This is a genomic window from Corynebacterium sp. HMSC074A01 (assembly GCF_001831515.1).
Lineage (GTDB): Bacteria > Actinomycetota > Actinomycetes > Mycobacteriales > Mycobacteriaceae > Corynebacterium.
In genome coordinates this window covers 76,354-97,133 of the sequence record NZ_KV825608.1, presented here as the reverse complement: position 1 = coordinate 97,133, position 20,780 = coordinate 76,354, and the positions used below count along the sequence as shown (strand labels likewise).

At 64.2% G+C, this 20,780-nt stretch carries 21 protein-coding genes; 14 read left to right on the top strand and 7 right to left on the bottom strand.

The window, feature by feature from the left end; genetic code table 11:
* Positions 1–81: 81 nt before the first annotated feature.
* The 3 genes from HMPREF2550_RS03510 (at position 82) to HMPREF2550_RS03500 (ending at position 4,625) form a co-directional block, all read left to right on the top strand.
* A complete protein-coding gene (locus HMPREF2550_RS03510; protein WP_070789739.1) occupies positions 82–1,896 on the top strand; it encodes a BCCT family transporter in 1,815 nt (604 codons plus the stop codon).
* Positions 1,897–2,008: 112 nt separating this feature from the next.
* A complete protein-coding gene (gene metG, locus HMPREF2550_RS03505) occupies positions 2,009–3,844 on the top strand; it encodes a methionine--tRNA ligase (protein ID WP_070789737.1) in 1,836 nt (611 codons plus the stop codon).
* 4 nt (positions 3,845–3,848) lie between these two features.
* Positions 3,849–4,625 (top strand): CE1 family esterase, encoded by a 777-nt coding sequence (locus HMPREF2550_RS03500; protein ID WP_070789735.1) that lies wholly within the window; start codon positions 3,849–3,851, stop codon positions 4,623–4,625.
* Here HMPREF2550_RS03500 and HMPREF2550_RS03495 read toward each other — a convergent pair.
* The gene (locus tag HMPREF2550_RS03495) at positions 4,622–5,023 is read right to left on the bottom strand and encodes a DUF3806 domain-containing protein (RefSeq protein WP_070764744.1); all 402 of its coding nucleotides are present in this window, start codon (positions 5,021–5,023) and stop codon (positions 4,622–4,624) included. The genes HMPREF2550_RS03500 and HMPREF2550_RS03495 overlap by 4 nt on opposite strands.
* Before the next feature lie 12 nt (positions 5,024–5,035).
* Here HMPREF2550_RS03495 and HMPREF2550_RS03490 point away from each other — a divergent pair, with 12 nt between their 5' ends.
* From HMPREF2550_RS03490 to HMPREF2550_RS03470, 5 genes are all read left to right on the top strand, one after another.
* Entirely contained in the window at positions 5,036–5,872 is an 837-nt protein-coding gene (locus HMPREF2550_RS03490) for a TatD family hydrolase (protein ID WP_070789734.1), read from the top strand.
* Between the two features lie 157 nt (positions 5,873–6,029).
* A complete protein-coding gene (locus HMPREF2550_RS12025) occupies positions 6,030–7,160 on the top strand; it encodes a resuscitation-promoting factor (RefSeq protein WP_070789732.1) in 1,131 nt (376 codons plus the stop codon).
* A gap of 6 nt (positions 7,161–7,166) precedes the next feature.
* On the top strand, positions 7,167–8,018 hold the full coding sequence (gene rsmA / locus HMPREF2550_RS12020) for a 16S rRNA (adenine(1518)-N(6)/adenine(1519)-N(6))-dimethyltransferase RsmA (protein ID WP_070789729.1): 852 nt from the start codon (positions 7,167–7,169) through the stop codon (positions 8,016–8,018).
* Positions 8,011–8,976, top strand: coding sequence for a 4-(cytidine 5'-diphospho)-2-C-methyl-D-erythritol kinase (locus HMPREF2550_RS03475; protein WP_070789728.1), 966 nt, complete (start codon positions 8,011–8,013; stop codon positions 8,974–8,976). Before rsmA ends, HMPREF2550_RS03475 begins: the two co-directional genes overlap by 8 nt.
* Before the next feature lie 12 nt (positions 8,977–8,988).
* A complete protein-coding gene (locus HMPREF2550_RS03470) occupies positions 8,989–10,785 on the top strand; it encodes an ABC-F family ATP-binding cassette domain-containing protein (RefSeq protein WP_070789726.1) in 1,797 nt (598 codons plus the stop codon).
* On the opposite strand, the gene HMPREF2550_RS03465 is transcribed toward HMPREF2550_RS03470, so the two are convergent.
* On the bottom strand, positions 10,786–11,427 hold the full coding sequence (locus tag HMPREF2550_RS03465) for a GntR family transcriptional regulator (RefSeq protein ID WP_070764738.1): 642 nt from the start codon (positions 11,425–11,427) through the stop codon (positions 10,786–10,788).
* A 226-nt stretch (positions 11,428–11,653) separates the two neighbouring features.
* Between HMPREF2550_RS03465 and HMPREF2550_RS03460 the strand changes: the two genes are divergently transcribed.
* The 3 genes from HMPREF2550_RS03460 to ppk2 are packed head-to-tail and all read left to right on the top strand — an operon-like array spanning position 11,654 to position 13,538.
* A complete protein-coding gene (locus HMPREF2550_RS03460) occupies positions 11,654–12,283 on the top strand; it encodes a hypothetical protein (RefSeq protein ID WP_141760510.1) in 630 nt (209 codons plus the stop codon).
* Between the two features lie 10 nt (positions 12,284–12,293).
* Positions 12,294–12,626, top strand: coding sequence for a putative quinol monooxygenase (locus tag HMPREF2550_RS03455; RefSeq protein WP_070789785.1), 333 nt, complete (start codon positions 12,294–12,296; stop codon positions 12,624–12,626).
* A gap of 51 nt (positions 12,627–12,677) precedes the next feature.
* Positions 12,678–13,538: a polyphosphate kinase 2 gene (gene ppk2, locus HMPREF2550_RS03450; RefSeq protein ID WP_070789723.1), complete on the top strand. Its 861-nt coding sequence runs from the start codon at positions 12,678–12,680 to the stop codon at positions 13,536–13,538.
* A 1-nt stretch (position 13,539) separates the two neighbouring features.
* Here ppk2 and HMPREF2550_RS03445 read toward each other — a convergent pair whose 3' ends face one another.
* Positions 13,540–14,103, bottom strand: coding sequence for a DNA-3-methyladenine glycosylase (locus tag HMPREF2550_RS03445; RefSeq protein ID WP_070764735.1), 564 nt, complete (start codon positions 14,101–14,103; stop codon positions 13,540–13,542).
* Positions 14,100–14,897 carry a Cof-type HAD-IIB family hydrolase gene (locus HMPREF2550_RS03440; protein WP_070764734.1) on the bottom strand — a complete coding sequence of 266 codons (798 nt, stop codon included), beginning with the start codon at positions 14,895–14,897 and terminating at the stop codon, positions 14,100–14,102. The genes HMPREF2550_RS03445 and HMPREF2550_RS03440 overlap by 4 nt, the downstream gene beginning before the upstream one ends.
* Before the next feature lie 63 nt (positions 14,898–14,960).
* Here HMPREF2550_RS03440 and HMPREF2550_RS03435 point away from each other — a divergent pair, with 63 nt between their 5' ends.
* On the top strand, positions 14,961–15,947 hold the full coding sequence (locus HMPREF2550_RS03435) for a 3-hydroxyisobutyryl-CoA hydrolase (RefSeq protein ID WP_070764733.1): 987 nt from the start codon (positions 14,961–14,963) through the stop codon (positions 15,945–15,947).
* Here the strand turns inward: HMPREF2550_RS03435 and HMPREF2550_RS12015 are convergent.
* Entirely contained in the window at positions 15,944–16,129 is a 186-nt protein-coding gene (locus HMPREF2550_RS12015) for a hypothetical protein (protein WP_141757909.1), read from the bottom strand. The two genes, HMPREF2550_RS03435 and HMPREF2550_RS12015, sit on opposite strands and share 4 nt — an antisense overlap.
* A 177-nt stretch (positions 16,130–16,306) precedes the next feature.
* Between HMPREF2550_RS12015 and HMPREF2550_RS03430 the strand changes: the two genes are divergently transcribed.
* Together HMPREF2550_RS03430 and HMPREF2550_RS03425 are read left to right on the top strand one after the other, a co-directional pair.
* On the top strand, positions 16,307–17,758 hold the full coding sequence (locus tag HMPREF2550_RS03430) for a glyceraldehyde-3-phosphate dehydrogenase (RefSeq protein WP_070764732.1): 1,452 nt from the start codon (positions 16,307–16,309) through the stop codon (positions 17,756–17,758).
* Between the two features lie 3 nt (positions 17,759–17,761).
* Positions 17,762–18,178 (top strand): hypothetical protein, encoded by a 417-nt coding sequence (locus HMPREF2550_RS03425; protein WP_070789721.1) that lies wholly within the window; start codon positions 17,762–17,764, stop codon positions 18,176–18,178.
* Here HMPREF2550_RS03425 and HMPREF2550_RS03420 read toward each other — a convergent pair.
* Positions 18,156–19,274: a glycosyltransferase family 4 protein gene (locus tag HMPREF2550_RS03420; RefSeq protein ID WP_070764731.1), complete on the bottom strand. Its 1,119-nt coding sequence runs from the start codon at positions 19,272–19,274 to the stop codon at positions 18,156–18,158. The two genes, HMPREF2550_RS03425 and HMPREF2550_RS03420, sit on opposite strands and share 23 nt — an antisense overlap.
* Positions 19,274–20,470 carry an NAD-dependent epimerase/dehydratase family protein gene (locus tag HMPREF2550_RS03415; RefSeq protein ID WP_070764730.1) on the bottom strand — a complete coding sequence of 399 codons (1,197 nt, stop codon included), beginning with the start codon at positions 20,468–20,470 and terminating at the stop codon, positions 19,274–19,276. Before HMPREF2550_RS03415 ends, HMPREF2550_RS03420 begins: the two co-directional genes overlap by 1 nt.
* Positions 20,471–20,780: the final 310 nt, after the last annotated feature.

Here is a 20,780-nt window from a genome sequence, read left to right as displayed (position 1 = left end):
TACCCAGTTCGAACTTGGACTTCGTTTACGTTACCCTGCAAAAGTCATACGATTTTAACGCTAAAATTCAAGGAGTGATCAATGTCTCAGCGTGAGACTGGTCTGGATCCGCACGATCCAGACGCAGAGCCGCGGAGCGAAGATCCGCAGATTGAAAACGATTCCACAGCCCCCAAGCCCTCAGCAGCTGGTGAGCTTGCCTCGCTGCTGGACGCTGACAACGCGGGCAAGCGCGGCAACTACCTCGACCCAGAGGAGCAGATCGAGCGCAAGGCCGACGCAGCAGATGCCCGGGTGGACTGGGGCATTATTGTTCCGGTCGCCGTGCTGGTTGTTGCCATGGTGGCCTGGGGCCTGCTTGCTCCGGAAAACTTCTCCAACTTTGCCGACGTGGCGTTCGGCTGGGTGATTGACAACTTGGGCTGGGCGTTCGTGCTCGGCGGGACTGTGTTTGTCCTCTTCGTCATCGTGATCGCCTGCTCCAAGTTCGGCACGATCCGGCTGGGTACGAGCGACGAGCGTCCGGAGTTTAAGACAAGCTCCTGGATCGCCATGATGTTTGCCGCTGGTATGGGCATCGGCCTGATGTTTTACGGTGCCTCCGAGCCACTGGCGATGTACCTCGACGGCGTGCCGGGTCACCAGCCGCGCGAGGTGGGCACCGGTATGGCGCAGACCATGTTCCACTGGACGCTGCACCCGTGGGCGGTCTACGCCGTGATTGGCCTGGCGATCGCGTACTCCACGTTCCGTCTCGGACGCAAGCAGCTGCTGTCGAGCGCCTTTATCCCGCTCATCGGCCAGAAGGCCGCAGACGGCCCGCTTGGCAAGGTCATTGACGGCTTCGCCATTTTTGCCACCATCTTCGGTACCGCCTGCTCCTTGGGCCTGGGCGCGCTGCAGATTAGCGCTGGCCTGGAAGCCTCCGGCTTTGTGGACAACCCCTCTGACAATCTGATCATCGGTATCGTCGCGGTTCTGCTGCTGGCGTTCTTGCTGTCGGCGATGTCTGGCGTGTCCAAGGGCATCCAGTGGCTGTCCAACACAAACATGGTTGTGGCTGCGGTGCTGGCCATCTTCGTCTTCGTCTTCGGCCCGACCGTGGCACAGCTCAACATGCTGCCCACGGCCGTGGGTACCTACCTGCAGAACTTCTTCGAGATGGCTGCCCGCACCGCTGAGAGCGCTGACGGCGAGGCAGGCGAGTTCCTGTCCGGTTGGACCATCTTCTACTGGGCATGGTGGATCTCCTGGTCGCCGTTCGTGGGCACCTTCTTGGCGCGTATCTCGCGCGGCCGCACCATCCGCGAGTTCTGCCTCGGCGTCATGCTCGTTCCGGCTGGTCTGTCCACTGTGTGGTTTGCCATCTTCGGTGGCACCGCGATCAAGATGGAGCAGCAGGGCAACTCCATCCTGGGCGAGGGCACCTCGGAAGAGCAGCTGTTCAACCTGCTGCACAACCTGCCTGGTGGCGTGATCATGGGTGTGTTCGCTCTGATCCTGCTGGCTACCTTCTTCATCACCTCGGCGGACTCCGCCTCCACGGTGATGGCGTCGATGTCGCAGAACGGTAAGTCGGATGCGAACCCGTGGATCGCTGCGATGTGGGGCGTGGCCACCGCCGGTGTCGGCCTGACCCTGCTGATCTCGGGCGGCGAGGATGCGCTGAACTCGCTGCAGTCGGTGACCATTGTCGCCGCGACCCCGTTCTTGCTCATCCTCATCCTGCTGATGTTCGCGATCGTGAAGGATCTGTCTAACGACACGATCTACCTGGACCAGAAGGAACAGGAGCGCTTCGCACGCCAGCTGGCCATCGAGCGTCGCATGCACCGCGACCAGCTCGAGCTGGAGCAGAAAAAGCAGCAAGTCAAGCGCGCCTTTGGCGGAAAGTGACACTAGCTTCTGCCCCGATTGTGAATCTCCCCAGCGTCCTCGTGAAGAAGGCGTTGGGGATTTTCTATGCCCGGATTCGACCCAGGCTGAGGGTTGATTATGCTTAATTACCATGACTGCATCTGAGAACGTTCTTGTCTGCGTTGCCTGGCCTTACGCGAACGGCCCGCGCCACATCGGTCACGTTGCTGGCTTCGGCGTCCCCTCCGACGTATTTGCCCGCTACCAGCGAATGTGTGGCAAGAACGTACTCATGGTCTCGGGTACCGACGAGCACGGCACCCCGCTTCTGGTGCAGGCGGACAAGGAGGGCGTGAGTGTCAAAGAGCTCGCGGACCGCTACAACGCGCAGATCGTCGAGGACCTGGCGGGCCTCGGTCTGTCCTACGACCTGTTCACCCGCACCACCACGCGCAACCACTACGCCGTGGTCCAGGAACTGTTCAAGGGCCTGTACGCCAACGGCTACATGCTCAAGGAGACCACCAAGGGCGCGATCTCCCCGTCGACGGGGCGCACCCTGCCGGACCGCTACATCGAGGGCACCTGCCCGATCTGCGGTGCCGACGGTGCCCGCGGCGACCAGTGCGACGACTGCGGTAACCAGCTCGACCCGGCGGACCTGATCAACCCGGTGTCCAAGATCAACGGTGAGACCCCGGAGTTCGTGGAGACTGAGCACTTCATGCTGGACCTGCCCGCGATGCACGACGCGCTCGCACAGTGGCTGGAGACCCGCAAGGAATGGCGCCCCAACGTGCTGAAGTTCTCCCTGAACCTGTTGGAGGATATGCGCCCGCGCGCGATGACGCGCGACATCGACTGGGGTATCCCGATCCCGGTGGAGGACTGGCAGGACAACCCGTCGAAGAAACTCTACGTCTGGTTCGACGCGGTCGTGGGCTACTTGTCTGCCTCCATCGAGTGGGCCGCGCACACCGGCGACCCGGATGCGTGGAAGACCTTCTGGCAGGACCCCGCCACCGAGGGCTATTACTTCATGGGCAAGGACAACATCACCTTCCACTCCCAGATCTGGCCCGCCGAGCTGCTCGGCTACGCAGGCAAGGGCGCGAAGGGCGGCGAAACTCATGCGTACGGCGAGCTGAACCTACCCACCGAGGTGGTTTCCTCCGAGTTCCTCACCATGTCCGGTTCCAAGTTCTCCTCATCCAAGGGCGTGGTGATCTACGTCAAGGACTTCCTCAAGGAGTTCGGCCCGGACCCGCTGCGCTACTTCATCGCGGTGGCCGGTCCGGAAAACAACGACACGGACTTCACCTGGGACGAGTTCGTCCGCCGCGTGAACAACGAGCTGGCCAACGGCTGGGGCAACCTGGTTAACCGCACCGTCTCGATGGCGCACAAGAACTTCGGCTCCGTGCCCACCCCGGGCGATCTCACCGACTCGGATCGCCGCATCCTGGATTTGGCGGAGCAGACCTTCGCTACCGCAGGCGAGGACCTCGCCAAGGCGCACTTCAAGGCGGCGATTACCAAGATCATGCATGTCGTTGGCGAGGCGAACGCGTATATCGCCGAGCAGGAGCCGTGGAAGCTTGCCAAGGATGACACCCAGCGCGAGCGCCTGGCCACCGTGCTTTGGACCGCGCTGCAGGTGGTCTCCGACTGCAACGCCATGCTCACCCCGTTCTTGCCGCACATCGCGCAGCAGGTCCACGAGACCCTGGGCCGCACCGGCGTGTGGGCTGCGACCCCGCGCATCGAAGAGGTCACGGACGACGCGGACTACGAGCTTGTCGGCGCGGGCCTGCCGGAGAAGGGGCAGAAGTACCTGACCATTACCGGCGACTACACCGGCCAGCAGGCCGTGTGGGACCGCGTGGACATCGAGGCCGGCACCGAGCTTGCCAAGCCGAAGCCGCTGGTGGCCAAGCTCGACCCGGAGCTGGGTGAGACCGGCCCCGAGTGGGCACCCGTGCAGTAGCGCGATGCCCGAGCAGCAATCGCTGGAATTCGGCGGGCGCACGCGCACGTGGATCGAGGTGCCCGGCGAAGACACCGGCACCCTGATCCTGTTTCTGCACGGCTCGCGCCAATCGGGCAACGTCGCCCGCAACTTCACGGACCGCACCTTCGAGTCGCTCGGCCACACCGTCATCTACCCGGATGGCGTGGGCCGGCACTTTAACGACGCCCGCCGCGGCTTCCAGGAATCGGCGCGCACGCTCGGCATCGATGATGTCGGTTTTCTCACCGAGTTGCTCTCGCTCTACCCGCACGAGCGCGTCATCGGTTGCGGCTTCTCCAACGGCGGGCAGATGCTCATTCGCCTGCTTCTCGACGCCCCGCGCACCCTGTCCGCCGCCGCACTCTTTGGCGCCTCCATGCCCACCGCGGACAACACGCTGCCCGCTGCCGGCTCATGGCACCCCACCCCGATCCTGTGCGTACAGGGCACTGCAGACCCGCTCGTTCCCTACGAAGGCGGCATGGCCGGCATCGGCGGCAACAACCGCGGCATGACCCGCTCGGCGCACGACTCTGCTGAGTATTTCGCGAATCTTAACGGAGCGCAGCTGCACGGCAAGACCCAACTGAGCGAGCGCGTCACCCTAGATACTTGGGAGGGTACCGCCCCGGTCCACCTGGTCACCATCGAGGGGTTTGGCCACATGGTGCCGTGCGCCAAGGAACTCGACCCGCGCTTGGGCCCGGGAACCCGCGAGGTGACGGGGGCGGGGCTCGTCGAGAACCTCTTGCTCTAGCGATCCAGGAACTGCTGCACAAAGGTGGTGAGCTTGCCGGGCTCCTCGTCCTCGAAGCGGGTGTCCACGATCACGAGGGGTGCGGCGTATTTCGGTTCGGCGTCGTCTACATTGCGGGCGACGACGAGGTCGGTGCCGTAGTCGTCGATAAGCAAGCGCCACGCAAAGCCGTGGTCGCGCACGAGCGCCGCACCGAGCGCGGTGCCGAAGATGCGGGCGGTCTCGCCGCGCGGGTAGCTGCGGCGCACGTCGGCGGGAAGCCCGAGGTAGTAGGCGAGTGTGTCCTCGAAGCTTCGCACCACCGCGTCGACGTCGCCGTTGATGCCGCGGCCCGCAGCCTCGGCCAGGTCGCGGTCGAGCTGGGCGCGGGTCTGCGGGTCCAAATCTGTAAATGCCATAGGCTCTACTGTATGAGCAAAAAGAAGCCACGCCCCACACCAGTTCCCGCCGAGCGCATCGCCATGCTTGTCGACGCCCACACGCACCTCGCCTCCACCGGCGCCCGCACCCAAGCGGAAGTGGATGCGATCGTGAACCGGGCGCTCGACGCCGGCGTCGAGCGGATGTGCACCGTCGGCGATGGGCTGGAGGAGGCCGAGCTGGCGCTGGCTGCTGCGCAGATGAACGAGCGAGTCTTCGCCGCCTGCGCGATCCACCCGACCCGCGCGCACGAGCTTGACGACGCCGCTCGCACCCGTCTGCGCGAGATGGCGGCAGATGCGCGCTGCGTGGCGGTGGGGGAGACCGGCATTGATACCTACTGGCTGAAGCATGACGCAGAGCGGACCGCCCCGCTTGAGGTGCAGGAGGAGGCGCTGCGCTTCCACATCGACCTGGCGGTGGAAAGTGGCAAAGCTCTCATGATCCACAACCGCGAGGGGGATGCGGAGCTGATGCGGATCCTCACGGACGCGCCCGCTCCGCGCGAGGTGATCCTGCACTGCTTCTCCTCGCCGGTGGAGGTGGCGAAGGAGGCGATTGAGCGCGGCTACGTGTTGAGCTTCGCGGGCAACGTGACGTTCAAGCGCAACGACGAGCTCCGCGAAGCCGCGAAGCTCGCCCCGGCCGGCCAGCTGCTCATCGAGACCGACGCGCCGTACATGACGCCCGAGCCGTTTCGGGGCGCGAGGAACGAGCCGGCGTTGATTGGGCACACGGCGAAGGTCGTTGCAGAAGCCCGCGACATGCCGGTGGAGGCGCTTGCCGAGGAGGTCTCGACGACCTTCGATCGCGTGTTTAATCTGTGACCAAAGTTGTGCCTGAGGTGCGGGAAGAGTCCTGTGGGGGCACAAGTGTGTGATGCGACACGCGCAATGGTCACAATCTTGTAAACGCCGCGTTGTTACCGTATTGTTACCGCATTAGTACACGGTTGTATCTCGCAGAAAGAACCCTTTTTCGCTTATGTCCCGCAACTCTTCCCGCACCCCCGCCGTTAAGCGCGTTGTCGCCAGCACCGTCGCCGGTGCGGCCATTGTAGGTAGCGCCACCGCCGCTGTCGCCGCACAGAAGGAGATCACCGTCGACGTCAACGGTGAGGCAACGACTGTCTCCACCTTCTCCGGTGATGTGGATAAGGCGCTTCGGGCCGCGGGCGTCGAGGTCACGGACGCTGACCTGGTCTACCCCGCACCTGGCCAGAAGCTGGCCAACGGCGACACGCTCACCGTGCGCACGGCCAAGCCGGTCGCTGTCGTCGTTGATGGCGTGGCGCAGGAGCTGACGTCTACCGCCGCCACCGTGGGCGACCTGCTGGACGAGGCCGGGATGGCCGCCAACGCCGCCACGGATGTCGACCGCGACCAGCCTGTCACTGAAGGCCTCAACGTGGACGTGACCACCCCGAAGATCGTCGCGATTAACGACGGCGGCGCGGTGACCTACACCTCCGCGGCAGCGAAGACGGTGGGCGACCTGCTCGCCGAGCGCGGGATTACCTTCGATTCCAACGATCGCCTCAACGTCCCGCTGGACGCACCGGTTACCCCGAACATGCAGATCAACCTGGACCGCGTGGAGATTGTCAAGGACCGCGAGATCGTCGACGTGAAGGCCCCGGCCAAGTACATCGACGACCCGGAGATGGAAGAGGGCACCGAGGAGATCCGCGAGGAGGGCGTCCTGGGCGAGAAGCAGGTCATCCGCCACACCGTGCTGGTCAACGGCCAGCCGGAGGACACCTTCGTCGCCTCCGCGCACGAGACACGCGAGGCCAAGCCCGCCGTGATCATCCGCGGTACAAAGAAGGCTGAAGGCAACACCGGTGCCGCGGCCCCGGCTGTGGCGAACGGCTCCGTGTGGGACTCGATCGCGCAGTGCGAGTCCGGCGGCGACTGGTCCATCAACACTGGCAACGGCTACCACGGCGGCCTGCAGTTCAACCCGGGTACCTGGGCTGCCTACGGCGGCACCGCCTACGCCCCGACCGCCGACCAGGCGACCCGCGAGCAGCAGATCGCAATCGCGGAGAAGACCCAGGCGGCGCAGGGCTGGGGCGCATGGCCTGCCTGCACCGCGAAGCTCGGCCTGCGCTAAGCGCTTATGGCTTCCTCCCAGCTGCTGGGCCCCGTCGAGATCCGCGCGCTCGCCGAGGAGCTCAATATCACGCCGACGAAGAAGCTCGGCCAGAACTTTGTGCACGACCCCAATACCGTCCGGCGCATCGTCGCCGCGGCCGAGCTCTCGCCCGAGGATAAGGTGGTGGAGGTCGGCCCCGGACTGGGCTCGCTGACCCTTGGGCTGCTTGAGGTGGCCTCCCAGGTCACGGCGCTGGAGATCGATCCGCGCTTGGCTCATCGGCTGCCCCAGACCGTGCGCACCTACGCGCCCGCACATGCTTCCAAGCTCACCGTCACCAACATCGACGCACTCACTGTCACGCCCGCGGATGTGGAGACTCCACCGACTGCGCTAGTGGCCAACCTGCCCTACAACGTCTCCGTGCCGGTATTGCTCCACTTGCTCGAGCAGTTCCCCTCCATCCGCCGCGTGCTGGTCATGGTGCAAAAAGAGGTCGCCGACCGCCTGGCTGCCACCCCGGGATCGAAGATCTACGGCGTACCGAGTGTCAAGGCCGCCTTCTACGGCGAGGTCTCGCGCGCCGGCACGATCGGCAAGCACGTCTTTTGGCCGGCCCCGAACATCGCCTCGGGCTTGGTGCGCATCGATGTCACTGCTGACAGTGATCGCCGCGCCCAACGCGAGGCCGTCTTCCCGCTTATCGACGCCGCGTTTTCCCAGCGCCGCAAAATCTTAAGATCCACGCTCGCCCAGGTCTACGGCACGCCACAGGCCGCCGAGGAAGCTCTGCGGGCAGCCGGAATCGACCCGGGCCTGCGCGGCGAAAAGCTGAGCGTCGACGACTTCCTCCGCCTGGGGGAACACGATGCCTGAGGTACCAAAAAGTTTCCGCGCCTCCGCTCCCGGCAAGGTGAACCTGCACCTGGGAGTGGGCGAGGCCCGCGCGGACGGCTACCACGAACTGGTGACTGTCTTCCAGGCCGTCGACCGGCGCGAGTACGTCACCCTGCACGTCGAAGACGGCCCGGCGGTGACCACCGGCAGCGTGGTGCGCGGGATGCGCACCGAGTTCTTCGTCCAGCGCCCGGCTGAGGACATCGACACCCCGGCGAACCTCGCCTGGCGCGCCGTGGACGCGGTCGTCGATGAGTGCAGGCAGGTCGCACAGGCACTGCCTCCTGTGCGGATCGAGGTGGAAAAGCACGTCTACGTCGCCGGCGGCATGGCGGGCGGCTCCGCTGACGCCGCTGCCGCCCTGGTTGCTGCGGCGCGCTACGTGGCCGCCTACACGGGCGTGGAGCTGGACCGCGCACAACTCCACCGCCTCGGGGCTCAGCTGGGGGCCGACGTGCCCTTTTGTCTGCGGGGTGGCACCGCACTCGGCACCGGCCGCGGCGACGAGCTGGTCGACGTGCTCACCCGAGGTGCCACGCACTGGGTATTTATCAACCCCAAGGTCGGCATTTCCACTGGAAAAGCCTTCGGACTGCTGGACGACATGCGCCACAACGACCCGGCGCTCGTCCCGCACTTGAGCACTAACTCGCTGAGCCAACAGCTCACCCGCGGCGACCAGGAAGCCCTAGCCAAGAGTCTCCACAACGACCTGCAGGCGGCTGCACTGCGGATGCAACCTCGTTTGCAGCAGGTGATTGGCACCGCGGAAGACGTACCCGGGGTGCTCCGCGCGATCATCTCCGGATCGGGCCCAACAATCGCCGCGCTGTGTACGGATGCAGACGCCGCCAATTCAGCAAGGGCCAGCTTGCGGGAGCGTTTTCCCGACTACGAGGTGGTGACCGCCGCCGGGCCGTCGCCGGGCGCACAGTAGACTTGAGCCCCTATGGTGAACCTGATCAATCTGGAAAATGTGTCCAAAACCTGGGGCTTAAAAACGCTGCTGGACGGCGTCTCGCTCGGCGTCCAATCGCACGACCGTATCGGCATCGTTGGCGTCAACGGCGGCGGCAAAACCACGCTGCTCGAGGTGCTCACCGGCCTGGAGGAACCGGACGCGGGCCGTGTCTCCCACAATTCGGACCTGCGCATGGCGGTGGTCACCCAGCGCTTTGATCTGGATGAGACGCTGACGGTGGGCCAGGCGGTGGTGGAGCCGCTGGGTCTGCAGACGTATGAGTGGGCGTCGAATGCCAAGGTGCGCGAGGTGCTGCAAGGCACCGGCGTTGCAAACCTCGGACTGGACACCCAGGTGGGAAACCTCTCCGGCGGTGAGCGGCGCCGAGTGAACATCGCCGCGGCGCTGGTGCAGGACCTGGACCTGGTGGTGTTGGACGAGCCGACGAACCACCTGGACGTCGAGGGCGTGCAGTGGCTTGCCGAGCACCTGCTGGCGCGCAAGGTAGCAGTGGTGGTGGTCACCCACGACCGCTGGTTCCTAGACACCGTCGCCACGCTGACCTGGGAGGTCCACGACGGCACCGTGGACGTCTACGAGGGCGGCTACAACGACTGGACCTTCGCCCGCGCCGAACGCGCCCGTCAGGCGGATGCGATCGAGCAGCGCCGCCAGAACTTGGCGCGCAAGGAGCTCGCGTGGCTGCGCCGCGGCGCACCGGCCCGTACTTCCAAGCCTCGCTACCGCATCGAGGCGGCTGAGGCGCTGATCGCGGACGTACCCGCCCCGCGCGACAAGGTCGAGCTCATGGCCTTTTCCAAGCAGCGTCAGGGCAAGGTCGTCATCGAACTGGAGGACGCCCGCATCGACGCACCCGACGGCCGCACCCTAGTCGACCACCTCACCTGGCGACTGGCTCCAGGCGAGCGCATCGGCCTGGTTGGAGTGAACGGCTCCGGCAAGACCACGCTGCTGCGCGCGCTGGCCGGGGAATACGAGCTTGCCGCGGGCAAGCGGATCGAGGGCCAGACCACGCGGATCGGCTGGTTGCGCCAGGAGCTCGACGACTTGGACCCCTCCCGCCGCGTGCTCGACGCGGTCGAGGACGTGGCCAACTACGTCCATATCGGCAACAAGGAAGTCTCCGCCTCGCAGCTGGCCGAGCGCCTCGGCTTCAGCCCGAAGCGGCAGCGCACGCCCGTGAAGGATCTCTCGGGCGGCGAGCGTCGTCGCCTGCAGCTGACTCGCGTGCTCATGAGCGAACCGAACGTGCTGCTTCTCGACGAGCCGACGAACGATCTCGACATCGACACCCTCCAGGAGCTGGAAAACCTGCTCGATACGTGGCCGGGCACGCTCGTGGTGATTTCGCACGACCGCTACCTCATCGAGCGCATTGCCGACGTCACTTATGCGCTGTTTGGCGACGGGAAGCTGACCAACCTGCCTGGCGGCATCGCCCAGTACCTTGAGCGTCGCGCAGCAACTGCCGAGGACACAGGCCCGCTCGACCTGGGGGAGAAAGCCCCACAGGAGGCACCTACCGGCCTGAGCTCGCAAGAGGAACGGGAGCTGCGCAAGAAGATGAAGGCGCTGGAGCGCAAGCTCGGCAAGGCCGACGAGGAGATCGAGGCAGCCGAAGCTGAAATTGCCACGATGTCGAGCACCGACGCGCCCGATTTTGCGGCCATCGGGGAAAAGACTCAAGCGCTTGGCGCGCTGAAAGAGGGGCGCGACGAGCTGGAGATGCAGTGGTTAGAACTCGGTGAGGAGCTCGAGGGGTAGTTAGATGGGCTCGCCGTCGTTGATCTTGGCGATGAGCTCGTTGACGATCCGGCCCTGCTCTTCCAGGGAGGCCTGCAGGTAGTCGGAGGCCTCTTGGCGGCGACCGTCCAAGAGGAGCTCGACAAGGTGTTCATTCACGGAGATGAACTGGCGATTAAACGTCGGGGTGCGCTGTACGATCGGTAGGGTGGCGAGGCGGAGGAAGGCGTCGAGCTGATCCATCGTGTCGCCGAGTGTCTTTGAGCCCATCGCGGAAAGCACGACGTGGTGGAAAGCCTGGTTGATTGCTGCGACGAGGTCGTCGTCGTCCTGCGCGATTGCCTCGCGAGCTTCTTCGTTGAGCTCGACCAAGCGATCCACATCGAGGTGCTCGCCCCACAAGAGCGCGGCGGGCTCGATTGCTGCCCGAGCCCGGTACGTGTCGGTGACGAACTCCGGCGAAGGGGTGGCAAGGAAGACACCGCGGTTGGGGATGCGCTCACACAGGCCCTCGGAGGTGAGCATGGCGAATGCCTCGCGCAGAGTATTGCGGGAAACGCCAAAGCGCTCGGCCAGAGCTACTTCATTGAGCTTCTGGCCGGGTGAAAACTCACCGCGCGAGATGGCGCGGCGAATTTCAGCAGCGACGTTTTGGGCAAGCATGGCATCCGTGTGTAGTGGGGGAACAAGGACAATATTGAGTTAGCGCTCTGATGTACAAAAGATCGAACAAAAGGCGTAAAGCAACATTGTAACGGTGCCTGCGCCTCAAGCCTTCACTCGCGTCCAAGCCTATCCCAGAATTGTTCAACAATTGGAATTGTGACAACGCCACCCGCGCTTCTCCTGCCACTTTTGGGGAAAGTGTGACAGAATATAACTTATGAGAATGAACGGACATAACTTTCGACAGGGCCGCCGGGTGCTCGCTGCGGCCACCGCACTGATGCTCGCGGGCACCGGCGTCGCCACCGCGCAGGAAGGCTCCAGTGAACCCGCGCCGCTGGTCTCGCTCCAACTCGACACTTTGTCATCTTCCAACACCTTCAAGGTACCAACGGTACCGCCGATCGAGGTGCCAAAGGAGGTGCGCGACGCGGCCGGGCGCGCTGGTATCGAGGTGCCAGAGCGCATCGTCGTCGACCCACGCACCAAGGACCAAGAGGCTTCGCGCGCCAAGGTCGACGCCCAGCTGGTGGCGGACTCCGAGGCCCAGCTGACGCGGGAGGGGCACCACAAGGACGCACGGGCCGAGAAGATCGCCGCCGAGTGGGCGCAGCAGGCTGTCGACGGCAAGGCGAAGTTCAACGGCGACGTCGGCCGCGGGGTCACCCATACGGAAGAGGGGACCGGCCAGATCTATCGCTTGGACGATGCAGCCGCGCAGCAGCGCCTCGACTTCCTCAATCGCAAGAACCTGAGCACGACTCCGCACCCGAACCCGACCGGCTTCGGCGTGGCCATCGCGCGTAGTGCGGACGGCAACACTGCATACCTGGTGGAGTACTTCCTGCGCTAGGGTGGGGCACATGATTCTCATTAACGTCCGTTTTGCACCCCTGCCCGAATACGTCGAGAACTTCCGTGAGGTCGTCGCCGAGTTCACCGAGGCGAGCCGCGCGGAAGACGGCTGCCTGTTCTTTGACTGGTACCGCTCCACCGATAACCCGGACGAGTACCTGCTCATCGAGGCATTCAAGGACGATGCCGCGGAGGCGCACGTGAACTCCCAGCACTTCAAGGACGCGCAGGAGCTCTTCCCCAAGGTGCTGAAGAAGACCCCGACGATCATCAACACGCTCATCGAGGGCAAGACCGAGTGGGACACGATGGCGGAATTTCAGGTGCCTGCCCAGGATTAACCTGTGCACACGCTTTGCTTACATGCATAACGCCTGAGTACGGTGAAGTGTATGAGCGAAGAATTTGCGGGGAAGAAGCCGCCGAAGCTTTCCAAGAAGGCCTACGAGAAGGAGCTTCTGCGGCTGCAGGCAGAGCTCGTCCAGATGCAGCAGTGGGTGGTGCGCACTGGCGCACGCCTCGTCATCGTGATGGAGGGGCGCGACGCTGCCGGGAAGGGCTCCGCGATTAAGCGGATCACCCAGTACCTCAACCCGCGCCCCTGCCGCATCGAGGCACTGCCGAAGCCCACGGAGCGCGAGTCCGGCCAGTGGTACTTCCAGCGCTACGTCGAGCGCCTGCCCGCGGCCGGCGAGATCGTCATCTTCGACCGCTCCTGGTACAACCGCGCGGGCGTGGAGCGCGTGATGGGCTTCTGCACCTCGCAGGAGTACCGCCGCTTCCTCCACCAGGCCCCGATCTTCGAGCGCCTGCTTGTCGAGGACGGCATTATGCTGCGCAAGTACTGGTTCTCCGTCTCGGACGAGGAGCAGTACAAGCGCTTCCAGTCCCGCAAGGAAGACCCGCTGCGCCAGTGGAAACTCTCGCCGATGGACCTGGAGTCCATCACTCGCTGGGAGGACTACTCGCGCGCGAAGGACGAGATGTTCGTCCACACCGACATCCCGTCGGCTCCCTGGTACACGGTGGAGAGCGAGGACAAGAAGCGCTCCCGCATCAACGTGATTTCCCACCTGCTGTCCACCGTGCCGTACGAGCACGTGGAGGTTGAGCTGCCTGAGATCCCGGAGCGCCCGGAGATCACGGACTACTCCCGCCCGCCGCGCGAGGAGTTCCGCTACGTTCCCGACGCTGCCGCTGAGTTGGAGAAGCGCCGCGTCGAGAAGAAGTCGAAGAAAAAGAAGCACAAGTAGGTCACAGCTTTGGGCGCCCACGCGGGGTGGAGACCGTGGGCGCGTTGGGGATCCAAAATCTTAGTGGCGCATCCGCATTCTTGCTGATGCCGATGCGCGGGCCCGCCACCCATTCGGGTTCAGCATTTCGCATCGTCAGCTCGACCGGCGTGCCGTTATCTTCCAGGCCTAGCCCTAGGGCTTGCCCCAGGTTGCCGGGCCCGCGCGCCAAGTTTTCAAAGGGGATGGGCTTCCTGTCCGGGCGCTGTCGGCGTTTTCGCGCGACCGCCTCGCCCTCGATGATCTCGCCGCCGCGCATGAGGCAACCCTGCCCCTGGCCTTCCGGCGCGCACACAATGTTGCCGTTGAGGTGGATCCCGTAGGACAGGTAGACATACAGCGTGCCCCCAGGCCCAAACATCGCGGCGTTTCGCGCGGTTTTCCCGCGGTGCGTGTGCGCCGCCGGGTCGTTGTCGCCGGTGTAGGCCTCGACCTCGGTGAGCCGCACGGTCACCCCGTTGTGCGTGACCAGGCAGCCCAACAGTTGCGGTGCCACGATATCGGCAGGCTGCGAAAAGTCAATCATTTGCCCGCCCACTGCGCCAGCTTTGCGACGGCCGCGTGCTCCCCATTGGTCCCAATCACCTCATCGGCCACCTCTTTGAGCTCCGGGTGCGCGTTGCCCATCGCGACGGCATACCCTGCTGCCTCCAGCATGGAGTAGTCGTTGAGGTAGTCGCCGATCGCGGCGGTGTCTTCCTGCGCGATCCCAAGCGTGTCGGCAAGCGCGAGCAGCGCCGCGCCTTTCGACGCGGCGGGCGGCATGATGTCGAGCCAGTGCGTCGAGCTGACCAGCGCGTGCAGCTCTGGGGCGAGTTCTTGGACCCACGGCAGGCCGAGTGTCTCAGCGTCTCCGTCGACGAAGAGGGCGATTTTGACGAGCTCGTGCAAAGGGGCGTCGAGAAGCGAGCGCACCTGTGCATTGGCCAGGTAGTACTTGTCCACCTCGCGCTGCACCTCGGGCGGGGTGTGTGCGCGCGTGTACGAGGCCTCGGGTGCGCACAGCACCGGATGGGCGGAAAAGGGCATGTGCTCGAGCGCTTCGACGATGCGGCGGGCGGTGTCTTCGGGGATCGTGGCGGTGGCGACGATTTTCCCTTTGTGCTGCACGACCGCCCCGTTTTCCGCGATGAAGGTTTCCGGCGCGTTGCGGGCGAACATGTCGCGCAGGGTGGCCAGCTGGCGGCCCGAAGCGGGCGCGACGGTGATGTCGGCGGCGTGGGCTGCCTCGAGCGTGGACCAAAAGGGCTCGGGGATCGCCCCCGCGGGGGTGAGCAGGGTGCCATCCATATCCAGGGCTACAAGACGCGGAGTATTCATTGCCCTCACCCTACCCGCGAAAAATGCTCGACCCAGCCGCTGTGATGTGTAACACTGGGTGGCATGACTGCATTCTTGAACACATCTGTCCGCGGCACCACCGGTGTCATCATGCTCGACCGACCCAAGGCCTTGAACTCGCTGAATGACGAGATGATTCACGGCATCTACACCACGCTCAAAGCGTGGGAGCACGATGATGCGGTGGCTCAGGTGGTAGTGCATTCGAGCGGAAAGCACTTCTGCTCCGGGGGTGATGTGAAGCTTGCGCGAGAAGGGGTGCTTGCGGGCAACGGGGAGGAGGTCAGCGCCTTCTTCGCCGAGGAGTACGAGATGAACAACTACATCGCGAACTACCCGAAGCCCTATATCGCGCTCGTTTCTGGAGTGAACATGGGAGGCGGGATGGGGATCTCGGCGCTGGGGTCGCACATGGTCGTGCAGGAAGGCGCGTTCGCCTCCATGCCGGAGATGAACATCGGTTACGTCACCGACGTGGGTCAGTCCTGGAAACTACAGAACCTGCCCGGGAAGCCCTCGTTGGCGCTCGGCAAGTTCCTGGGGCTGACCGGTTACCGCCTTCAGACCGACGAGATGCTCGCGCTGGGGCTTGCCTCGCACAAGGTGGCAACGCTCGAGGGGCTGCTCGACCGGATCGTCGAGGAAGGGGTCGGCGTGCTCGACGAGGTCGCGCTGCCCGCAGGGGAAAATAGCCTGGAGCAGTGGTACGAGCAGATTGAAGAGGTCTTTGTCGGCTCGTGGGCCGACATTCACGCGCGTCTCGACGGCGTGGGGGAGTTCGGCGAGAAGGTGAAAGAGCTCACCGCCCAGGCCTCTCCCTCGGCACTGGTGGCCGCAACCGAGCTCTTCGAGGCAAACGCTGCCCTCGACCTCGCCGGTTCGCTGGAAAACGAACGTGTGCTCGGCGAGCTCATGCGCCACGAACCCGACTTCGCCGAGGGCGTGCGCGCCGTGCTGGTGGACAAGGACCAGAAGCCGAAGTTCGCGCCGCAGCCTGACCCGGAGAAGTACCGTTCGGTGCTTCGCTAGAACAGGAACATCTCGACTGCGCGCACGATGGAGTCCCACAAACCGATCACCGAGTAACTGAGCTGATCGAGCGAAGCCTGCCAAGATGTGGGGAGAAAAGCGGTGTTCGGGGTAAACAGGGCGTCGCGCAGATCCTGCGCCCCGGAGTGCATGTTGGCGTTCAATTGAGAGCTTAAATCCATGCCTGCCATGCTACGCCGACGTAGCGAGGCCGGGAGTGGGGGCGCGCGGGTGTAATTTCGGGTGCACGCGCGGCCTGAATGTTTGGGAAACGCGCTAAGCTAGGGTGCATATGGGCCCTCGGAATGCCCCCGAAAGGCACATTGCTTGTACACCCACGACCGTATTTGAGGACTACAGTGACACAATCGACTACCCCCGCCGCCGACTGGAACCACAAGCTCACCCTCGCGCAGGAGATGCTGCCGCTGATCAGCCAGCTGCACCGCGAGCACAACGCCGTGACCTCCATCTACGGTCGCCTGCTGCTGGGCGCGACCGACATCGACATTATTAAGGCGCACCGCTACGCGCGCCGCATTGTCGAGCGCGAGCTGCCGCTGGACGACACGCTGCCCATCTTGCAGGAACTGGTGAAGATGGACCTGGGCACAGCGTCCATCGACCTGGGCCGCCTGGCCAAGAACTACTCCCGCACCGAGGGCAAGGACCTGCGCGAGTTCCTCGAGGAGGAGCTGTCCGAGGTCGTCGGTACTTCCTCTGAGCTGCAGGCTCGCGACGTGGTGCTTTACGGTTTCGGTCGCATCGGTCGCCTCCTGGCCCGTATCCTCATCGCGCGCGAGGCGGCGTACGGCGGTGTGCGCCTGCGCGCGGTGGTCGTGCGCAAGAAGGGCGAGGACGACATCATCAAGCGTGCCTCCCTGCTGCGCCGCGATTCCGTCCACGGTCCTTTCGACGGCACCATCACCGTGGACAAGGAGAACGAAATCATCTGGGCTAACGGCACCCCGATCCAGATGATCTACGCCAACAGCCCGTCTGAGGTGGACTACACCGCCTACGGCATCAACGATGCCATTGTGGTGGACAACACCGGTGCATGGCGCGACCGCGAAGGACTGTCCCAGCACCTCGAGTCCAAGGGCGTCGATCGTGTGCTGCTGACCGCGCCGGGCAAGGGCGACATCCCCAACATCGTTTACGGCATCAACGAGGACATGATCGGTGACGACAAGGTGCTGTCCGCAGCGTCCTGCACCACCAACGGCATTACCCCGGTGCTCAAGGTGATCAACGACCGTTACGGCGTCAAGCACGGCCACGTGGAGACCGTCCACGCCTACACCAACGACCAGAACCTGGCCGATAACTTCCACAAGGGCGACCGTCGTGGTCGCGCAGCCGGCCTGAACATGGTGCTCACCGAGACCGGTGCCGCGAAGGCGGTCTCCAAGGCGCTGCCGGAGTTCGAGGGCAAGCTGACCGGCAACGCGATCCGCGTGCCTACGCCGGACGTGTCCATGGCGGTGCTCAACCTGGATCTGGAGAAGGACGTGGAGAAGGAAGAGGTCAACAACTTCCTGCGCCGCGTGTCCACCGACTCCAACCTGCGCCAGCAGATCGACTACATCCAGTCACCTGAGGTGGTTTCCACCGACCTGCTTGGCACCACCCACGCCTCCGTGGTCGACGGCCTGGCCACGATTGCCTCTGGCAACCATCTCGTGCTCTACGTCTGGTACGACAATGAGTACGGCTACTCCCACCAGGTGGTCCGCGTCGTCGAAGAGATCGCGGGCGTGCGCCCGAAGATCTACCCGGAGCGCAAGGCACCGGAGAGCATCAAGTAGATCATGGTCCGCGCTCGAGTTCTTGCCATCGCCGGCGTATTCGCCCTTGCGGGCTGCGCCGCGCATGGCACGGATTTGGGGCTGCGGGAGGCGGCGGAGTCCGGGGAGGACTTCACCATTGCTGAGGTTGTCGGCCCGGGCGTCGAGCGCGCCTACGTGTTCTGCCCGTACTCCAGCAAGGAGGAGGCAGAACAGCTTGGCTTCAACCCCGACGATGTGCCGGGGATCGACGATGACTACCAGGCCTGGGAGACAGCCTCGGGCATCGGCGTCATCTCCGCCGACAGGGCCGAGATCGAGTGGTTCGATCCGAGCGAGATCTTCGCATGCGAACCGGGCTCAAGCCCTATCGAGGAGGTTGACCCGACCGCCACGGTGCGCATTGACCGCGGCGACGTCACCGTGTTGCGCTTCGAATGACCTCGTCGTAGTAGGTAACCACCTGTTCTGAGGAAGCGCGCCACGTCCAGCGTTGGGCCTCGGCTCGGGCAGCAGAGGCCAGCTGGTCGCGGGCGGCCTCGTCCTGCAGGAGGCGCACGATCTGGTTGGCCCAGGCTGCATCGGGGGCTGCGGGGTCGACGAGGATGCCGGTTTTGCCGTCGTCGATTACAAAGGGCAGGCCGCCCGCGTTAGCAGCCACCACAGGAACACCGGAGGCAAAAGACTCCAACGCGGCGAAGCCGAGCGTTTCGGTCGTGGAGGGGAAGAGCAACACATCTCCGGACGCATAGGCTGCGGCAAGCTCCGCGCCGGAAAGATAGCCGGTAAACGTGGCCCAGTCGGGTGCCTTCTTGCGAAGTGCCTGGTACTGCGGGCCTTCGCCGACAAACGCGATGCGCGCGTCGGGGATGCGTGCGCGCACCTCCTCCATGATGGGGATGCAGCGCTCGACGGACTTCTCGGCAGAGATGCGGCCAACGAAGAGTACGAGCGGGCCGCCGCCGAGGCGCTCACGCATCGAGTCCGAGCGCGCCGCTGGGGTAAAACGTTCCGTGTCCACGGCTTTGGGCCAGAGCTTGACGTTGGGAATCTGGTACTCAGCGGCCTTATCCATCATGGGCCCAGAGGTGACCAGGTTGACCGCCGCGCGCCCGTGGAAGGTGCGCACCCCCCAATTCGCGATGGGCTTGACCCACGGGATGCCCAGCTTGAGGCAGTATTCTGGCACGTCGGTGTGGAAGGATGCGATCACTGGATAGCGTCGCGCGACGACGAGCGTGGACCAGCCAGCGGTCCAAATGGGATTCACTGCGTGCACGATGTCCGGGTCGAACTCGCGTAAGCGGCGAAACGTCTTCGGGCCCATCATGCCGTGCTTGACCTCTGGGTAGACCTTGAGATCTCGCGACGGGATGGACACGACCTCAAAGCCCGCGTACTCCGCCGGGGGATTGCCCGGTGCGAAGATGAGGACTTCGTGCCCCATCTCCGCTAGTTGGTCGAGGTGGCGAGTCACGCGCGTAACCACCCCGTCGATTTTGGGAAGAAAGACCTCGGTGACGATGGCGATGCGCATTAGCGTTCGCCCGTGGGCACGCCGGCGGCCTGGTTCCGAGTCCACAGCGAGCGCGCCGGGATCTTAGTGCGGTCCGCGCGGTCGGCGTACTTGCGCGCAACGTCTTCGACCTCCGCAAGCAGGCCCTCGGCCAGCTTCGTCGGTTGCAGGCCCAGGCCGATGAAGGTGTCGTTCTTCACGTACAGTTCGTTTTCGGCCGACTCCTTGCGCGGGTTGGGCACCATCTGTACCTCGGCACCGGAGATTTCCGCGATGAGGTGGGCCAGGTCGCGGACGCGGTGGGTCTCCGTCATCTGGTTAAAGATCTTCACGCGGTCGCCCTTTGCCGGCGGGTTCTCCAGCGCGATCTGGATGCACTTGCACATGTCCTGGATGTGGATGAAGGCGCGGGTCTGACCGCCGGTGCCGTGCACGGTGAGCGGGTACCCCACGGCCGCCTGCATGAGGAAGCGGTTGAGCACCGTGCCGTAGTCCCCGTCGTAGTCGAAGCGGTTGATCAGGCGCTCGTCGCGCTGCGTCTGCTCGGTGTGGGTGCCCCAGATGATGCCCTGGTGCAGGTCCGTGATGCGCAGCTCGTCGTTCTTTGCGTAGTAGGCGAACAGGTTCTGGTCGAGCACCTTCGTCATGTGATACACGGAACCCGGGTTGGTGGGGTAGAGGATCTCCTGCTCCACGGTGGTGCCCTCATCCGTGTGCACCGTGATGTCCAGGTAGCCCTCCGGGATCTTCATCCCGGCGGTGCCATAGCCGTACACGCCCATGGTGCCGAGGTGGACTACGTGGACGTCTAAGCCGGACTCCACGATCGCGACAAGCAGGTTATGGGTGGCGTTGACATTGTTGTCCACCGTGTAGCGCTTCGTGCGCGGCGTCTTCATCGAGTACGGCGCGGCCCGCTGCTCGGCGAAGTGAATCACCGCATCGGGCTGAAAGGTGGTGATGAACTCGAGCAGGCCTTCGTAGTCTTTGGCGACGTCGATGTTGTGGAAGCCGATGGTTCGGCCGGTGACTTCCTTCCACGCGGCGATGCGCTCTTCGATTGAGACGATGGGAGTGAGGGACTCTACGCCTAGCTCCTCATCGATGGCGCGGCGGGAAAGGTTGTCTACTACCGCCACCTCGTGTCCGAGGTCGGATAGGTGCAGCGTTGCTGGCCAACCGCAAAACCCATCTCCGCCGAGTACCGCAATCTTCACGTCGAGTAAACCTTTCCACATTGGTGTTTTTATGCGCTACGCGCTTTTGTTCACGATACCTAGCAATTGCCCGTTGTGCTGGCTATCTGCGTCTGAGGAAAAATACAGCGAGAAAGGAGCAACATTTTAGGGGTGAATATGCACGTGGATGCTTTGTGACGTGCGTTTTTTACGCAGATGTAGTTCAATGGTGTGGTTAGCATTGTTAAAAGAATGTGAGAGTCTGGGAGTTTGCATGGTGCGTGGTTTCTGGAGCCGTTCTATCGCCATTGCCGCGATCGCAGCCTGTGCTGCTTCCGGGGTCACTGCG

Bases quoted from the DNA above. Each gene is read 5' to 3' on its own strand.
- HMPREF2550_RS03510 (WP_070789739.1), top strand. From the start codon at position 82: ATGTCTCAGCGTGAGACTGGTCTGGATCCGCACGATCCAGACGCAGAG.
- metG (WP_070789737.1), top strand. From the start codon at position 2,009: ATGACTGCATCTGAGAACGTTCTTGTCTGCGTTGCCTGGCCTTACGCG.
- HMPREF2550_RS03500 (WP_070789735.1), top strand. From the start codon at position 3,849: ATGCCCGAGCAGCAATCGCTGGAATTCGGCGGGCGCACGCGCACGTGG.
- HMPREF2550_RS03495 (WP_070764744.1), bottom strand. From the start codon at position 5,023: ATGGCATTTACAGATTTGGACCCGCAGACCCGCGCCCAGCTCGACCGC.
- HMPREF2550_RS03490 (WP_070789734.1), top strand. From the start codon at position 5,036: ATGAGCAAAAAGAAGCCACGCCCCACACCAGTTCCCGCCGAGCGCATC.
- HMPREF2550_RS12025 (WP_070789732.1), top strand. From the start codon at position 6,030: ATGTCCCGCAACTCTTCCCGCACCCCCGCCGTTAAGCGCGTTGTCGCC.
- rsmA (WP_070789729.1), top strand. From the start codon at position 7,167: ATGGCTTCCTCCCAGCTGCTGGGCCCCGTCGAGATCCGCGCGCTCGCC.
- HMPREF2550_RS03475 (WP_070789728.1), top strand. From the start codon at position 8,011: ATGCCTGAGGTACCAAAAAGTTTCCGCGCCTCCGCTCCCGGCAAGGTG.
- HMPREF2550_RS03470 (WP_070789726.1), top strand. From the start codon at position 8,989: ATGGTGAACCTGATCAATCTGGAAAATGTGTCCAAAACCTGGGGCTTA.
- HMPREF2550_RS03465 (WP_070764738.1), bottom strand. From the start codon at position 11,427: ATGCTTGCCCAAAACGTCGCTGCTGAAATTCGCCGCGCCATCTCGCGC.
- HMPREF2550_RS03460 (WP_141760510.1), top strand. From the start codon at position 11,654: ATGAACGGACATAACTTTCGACAGGGCCGCCGGGTGCTCGCTGCGGCC.
- HMPREF2550_RS03455 (WP_070789785.1), top strand. From the start codon at position 12,294: ATGATTCTCATTAACGTCCGTTTTGCACCCCTGCCCGAATACGTCGAG.
- ppk2 (WP_070789723.1), top strand. From the start codon at position 12,678: ATGAGCGAAGAATTTGCGGGGAAGAAGCCGCCGAAGCTTTCCAAGAAG.
- HMPREF2550_RS03445 (WP_070764735.1), bottom strand. From the start codon at position 14,103: ATGATTGACTTTTCGCAGCCTGCCGATATCGTGGCACCGCAACTGTTG.
- HMPREF2550_RS03440 (WP_070764734.1), bottom strand. From the start codon at position 14,897: ATGAATACTCCGCGTCTTGTAGCCCTGGATATGGATGGCACCCTGCTC.
- HMPREF2550_RS03435 (WP_070764733.1), top strand. From the start codon at position 14,961: ATGACTGCATTCTTGAACACATCTGTCCGCGGCACCACCGGTGTCATC.
- HMPREF2550_RS12015 (WP_141757909.1), bottom strand. From the start codon at position 16,129: ATGGATTTAAGCTCTCAATTGAACGCCAACATGCACTCCGGGGCGCAG.
- HMPREF2550_RS03425 (WP_070789721.1), top strand. From the start codon at position 17,762: ATGGTCCGCGCTCGAGTTCTTGCCATCGCCGGCGTATTCGCCCTTGCG.
- HMPREF2550_RS03420 (WP_070764731.1), bottom strand. From the start codon at position 19,274: ATGCGCATCGCCATCGTCACCGAGGTCTTTCTTCCCAAAATCGACGGG.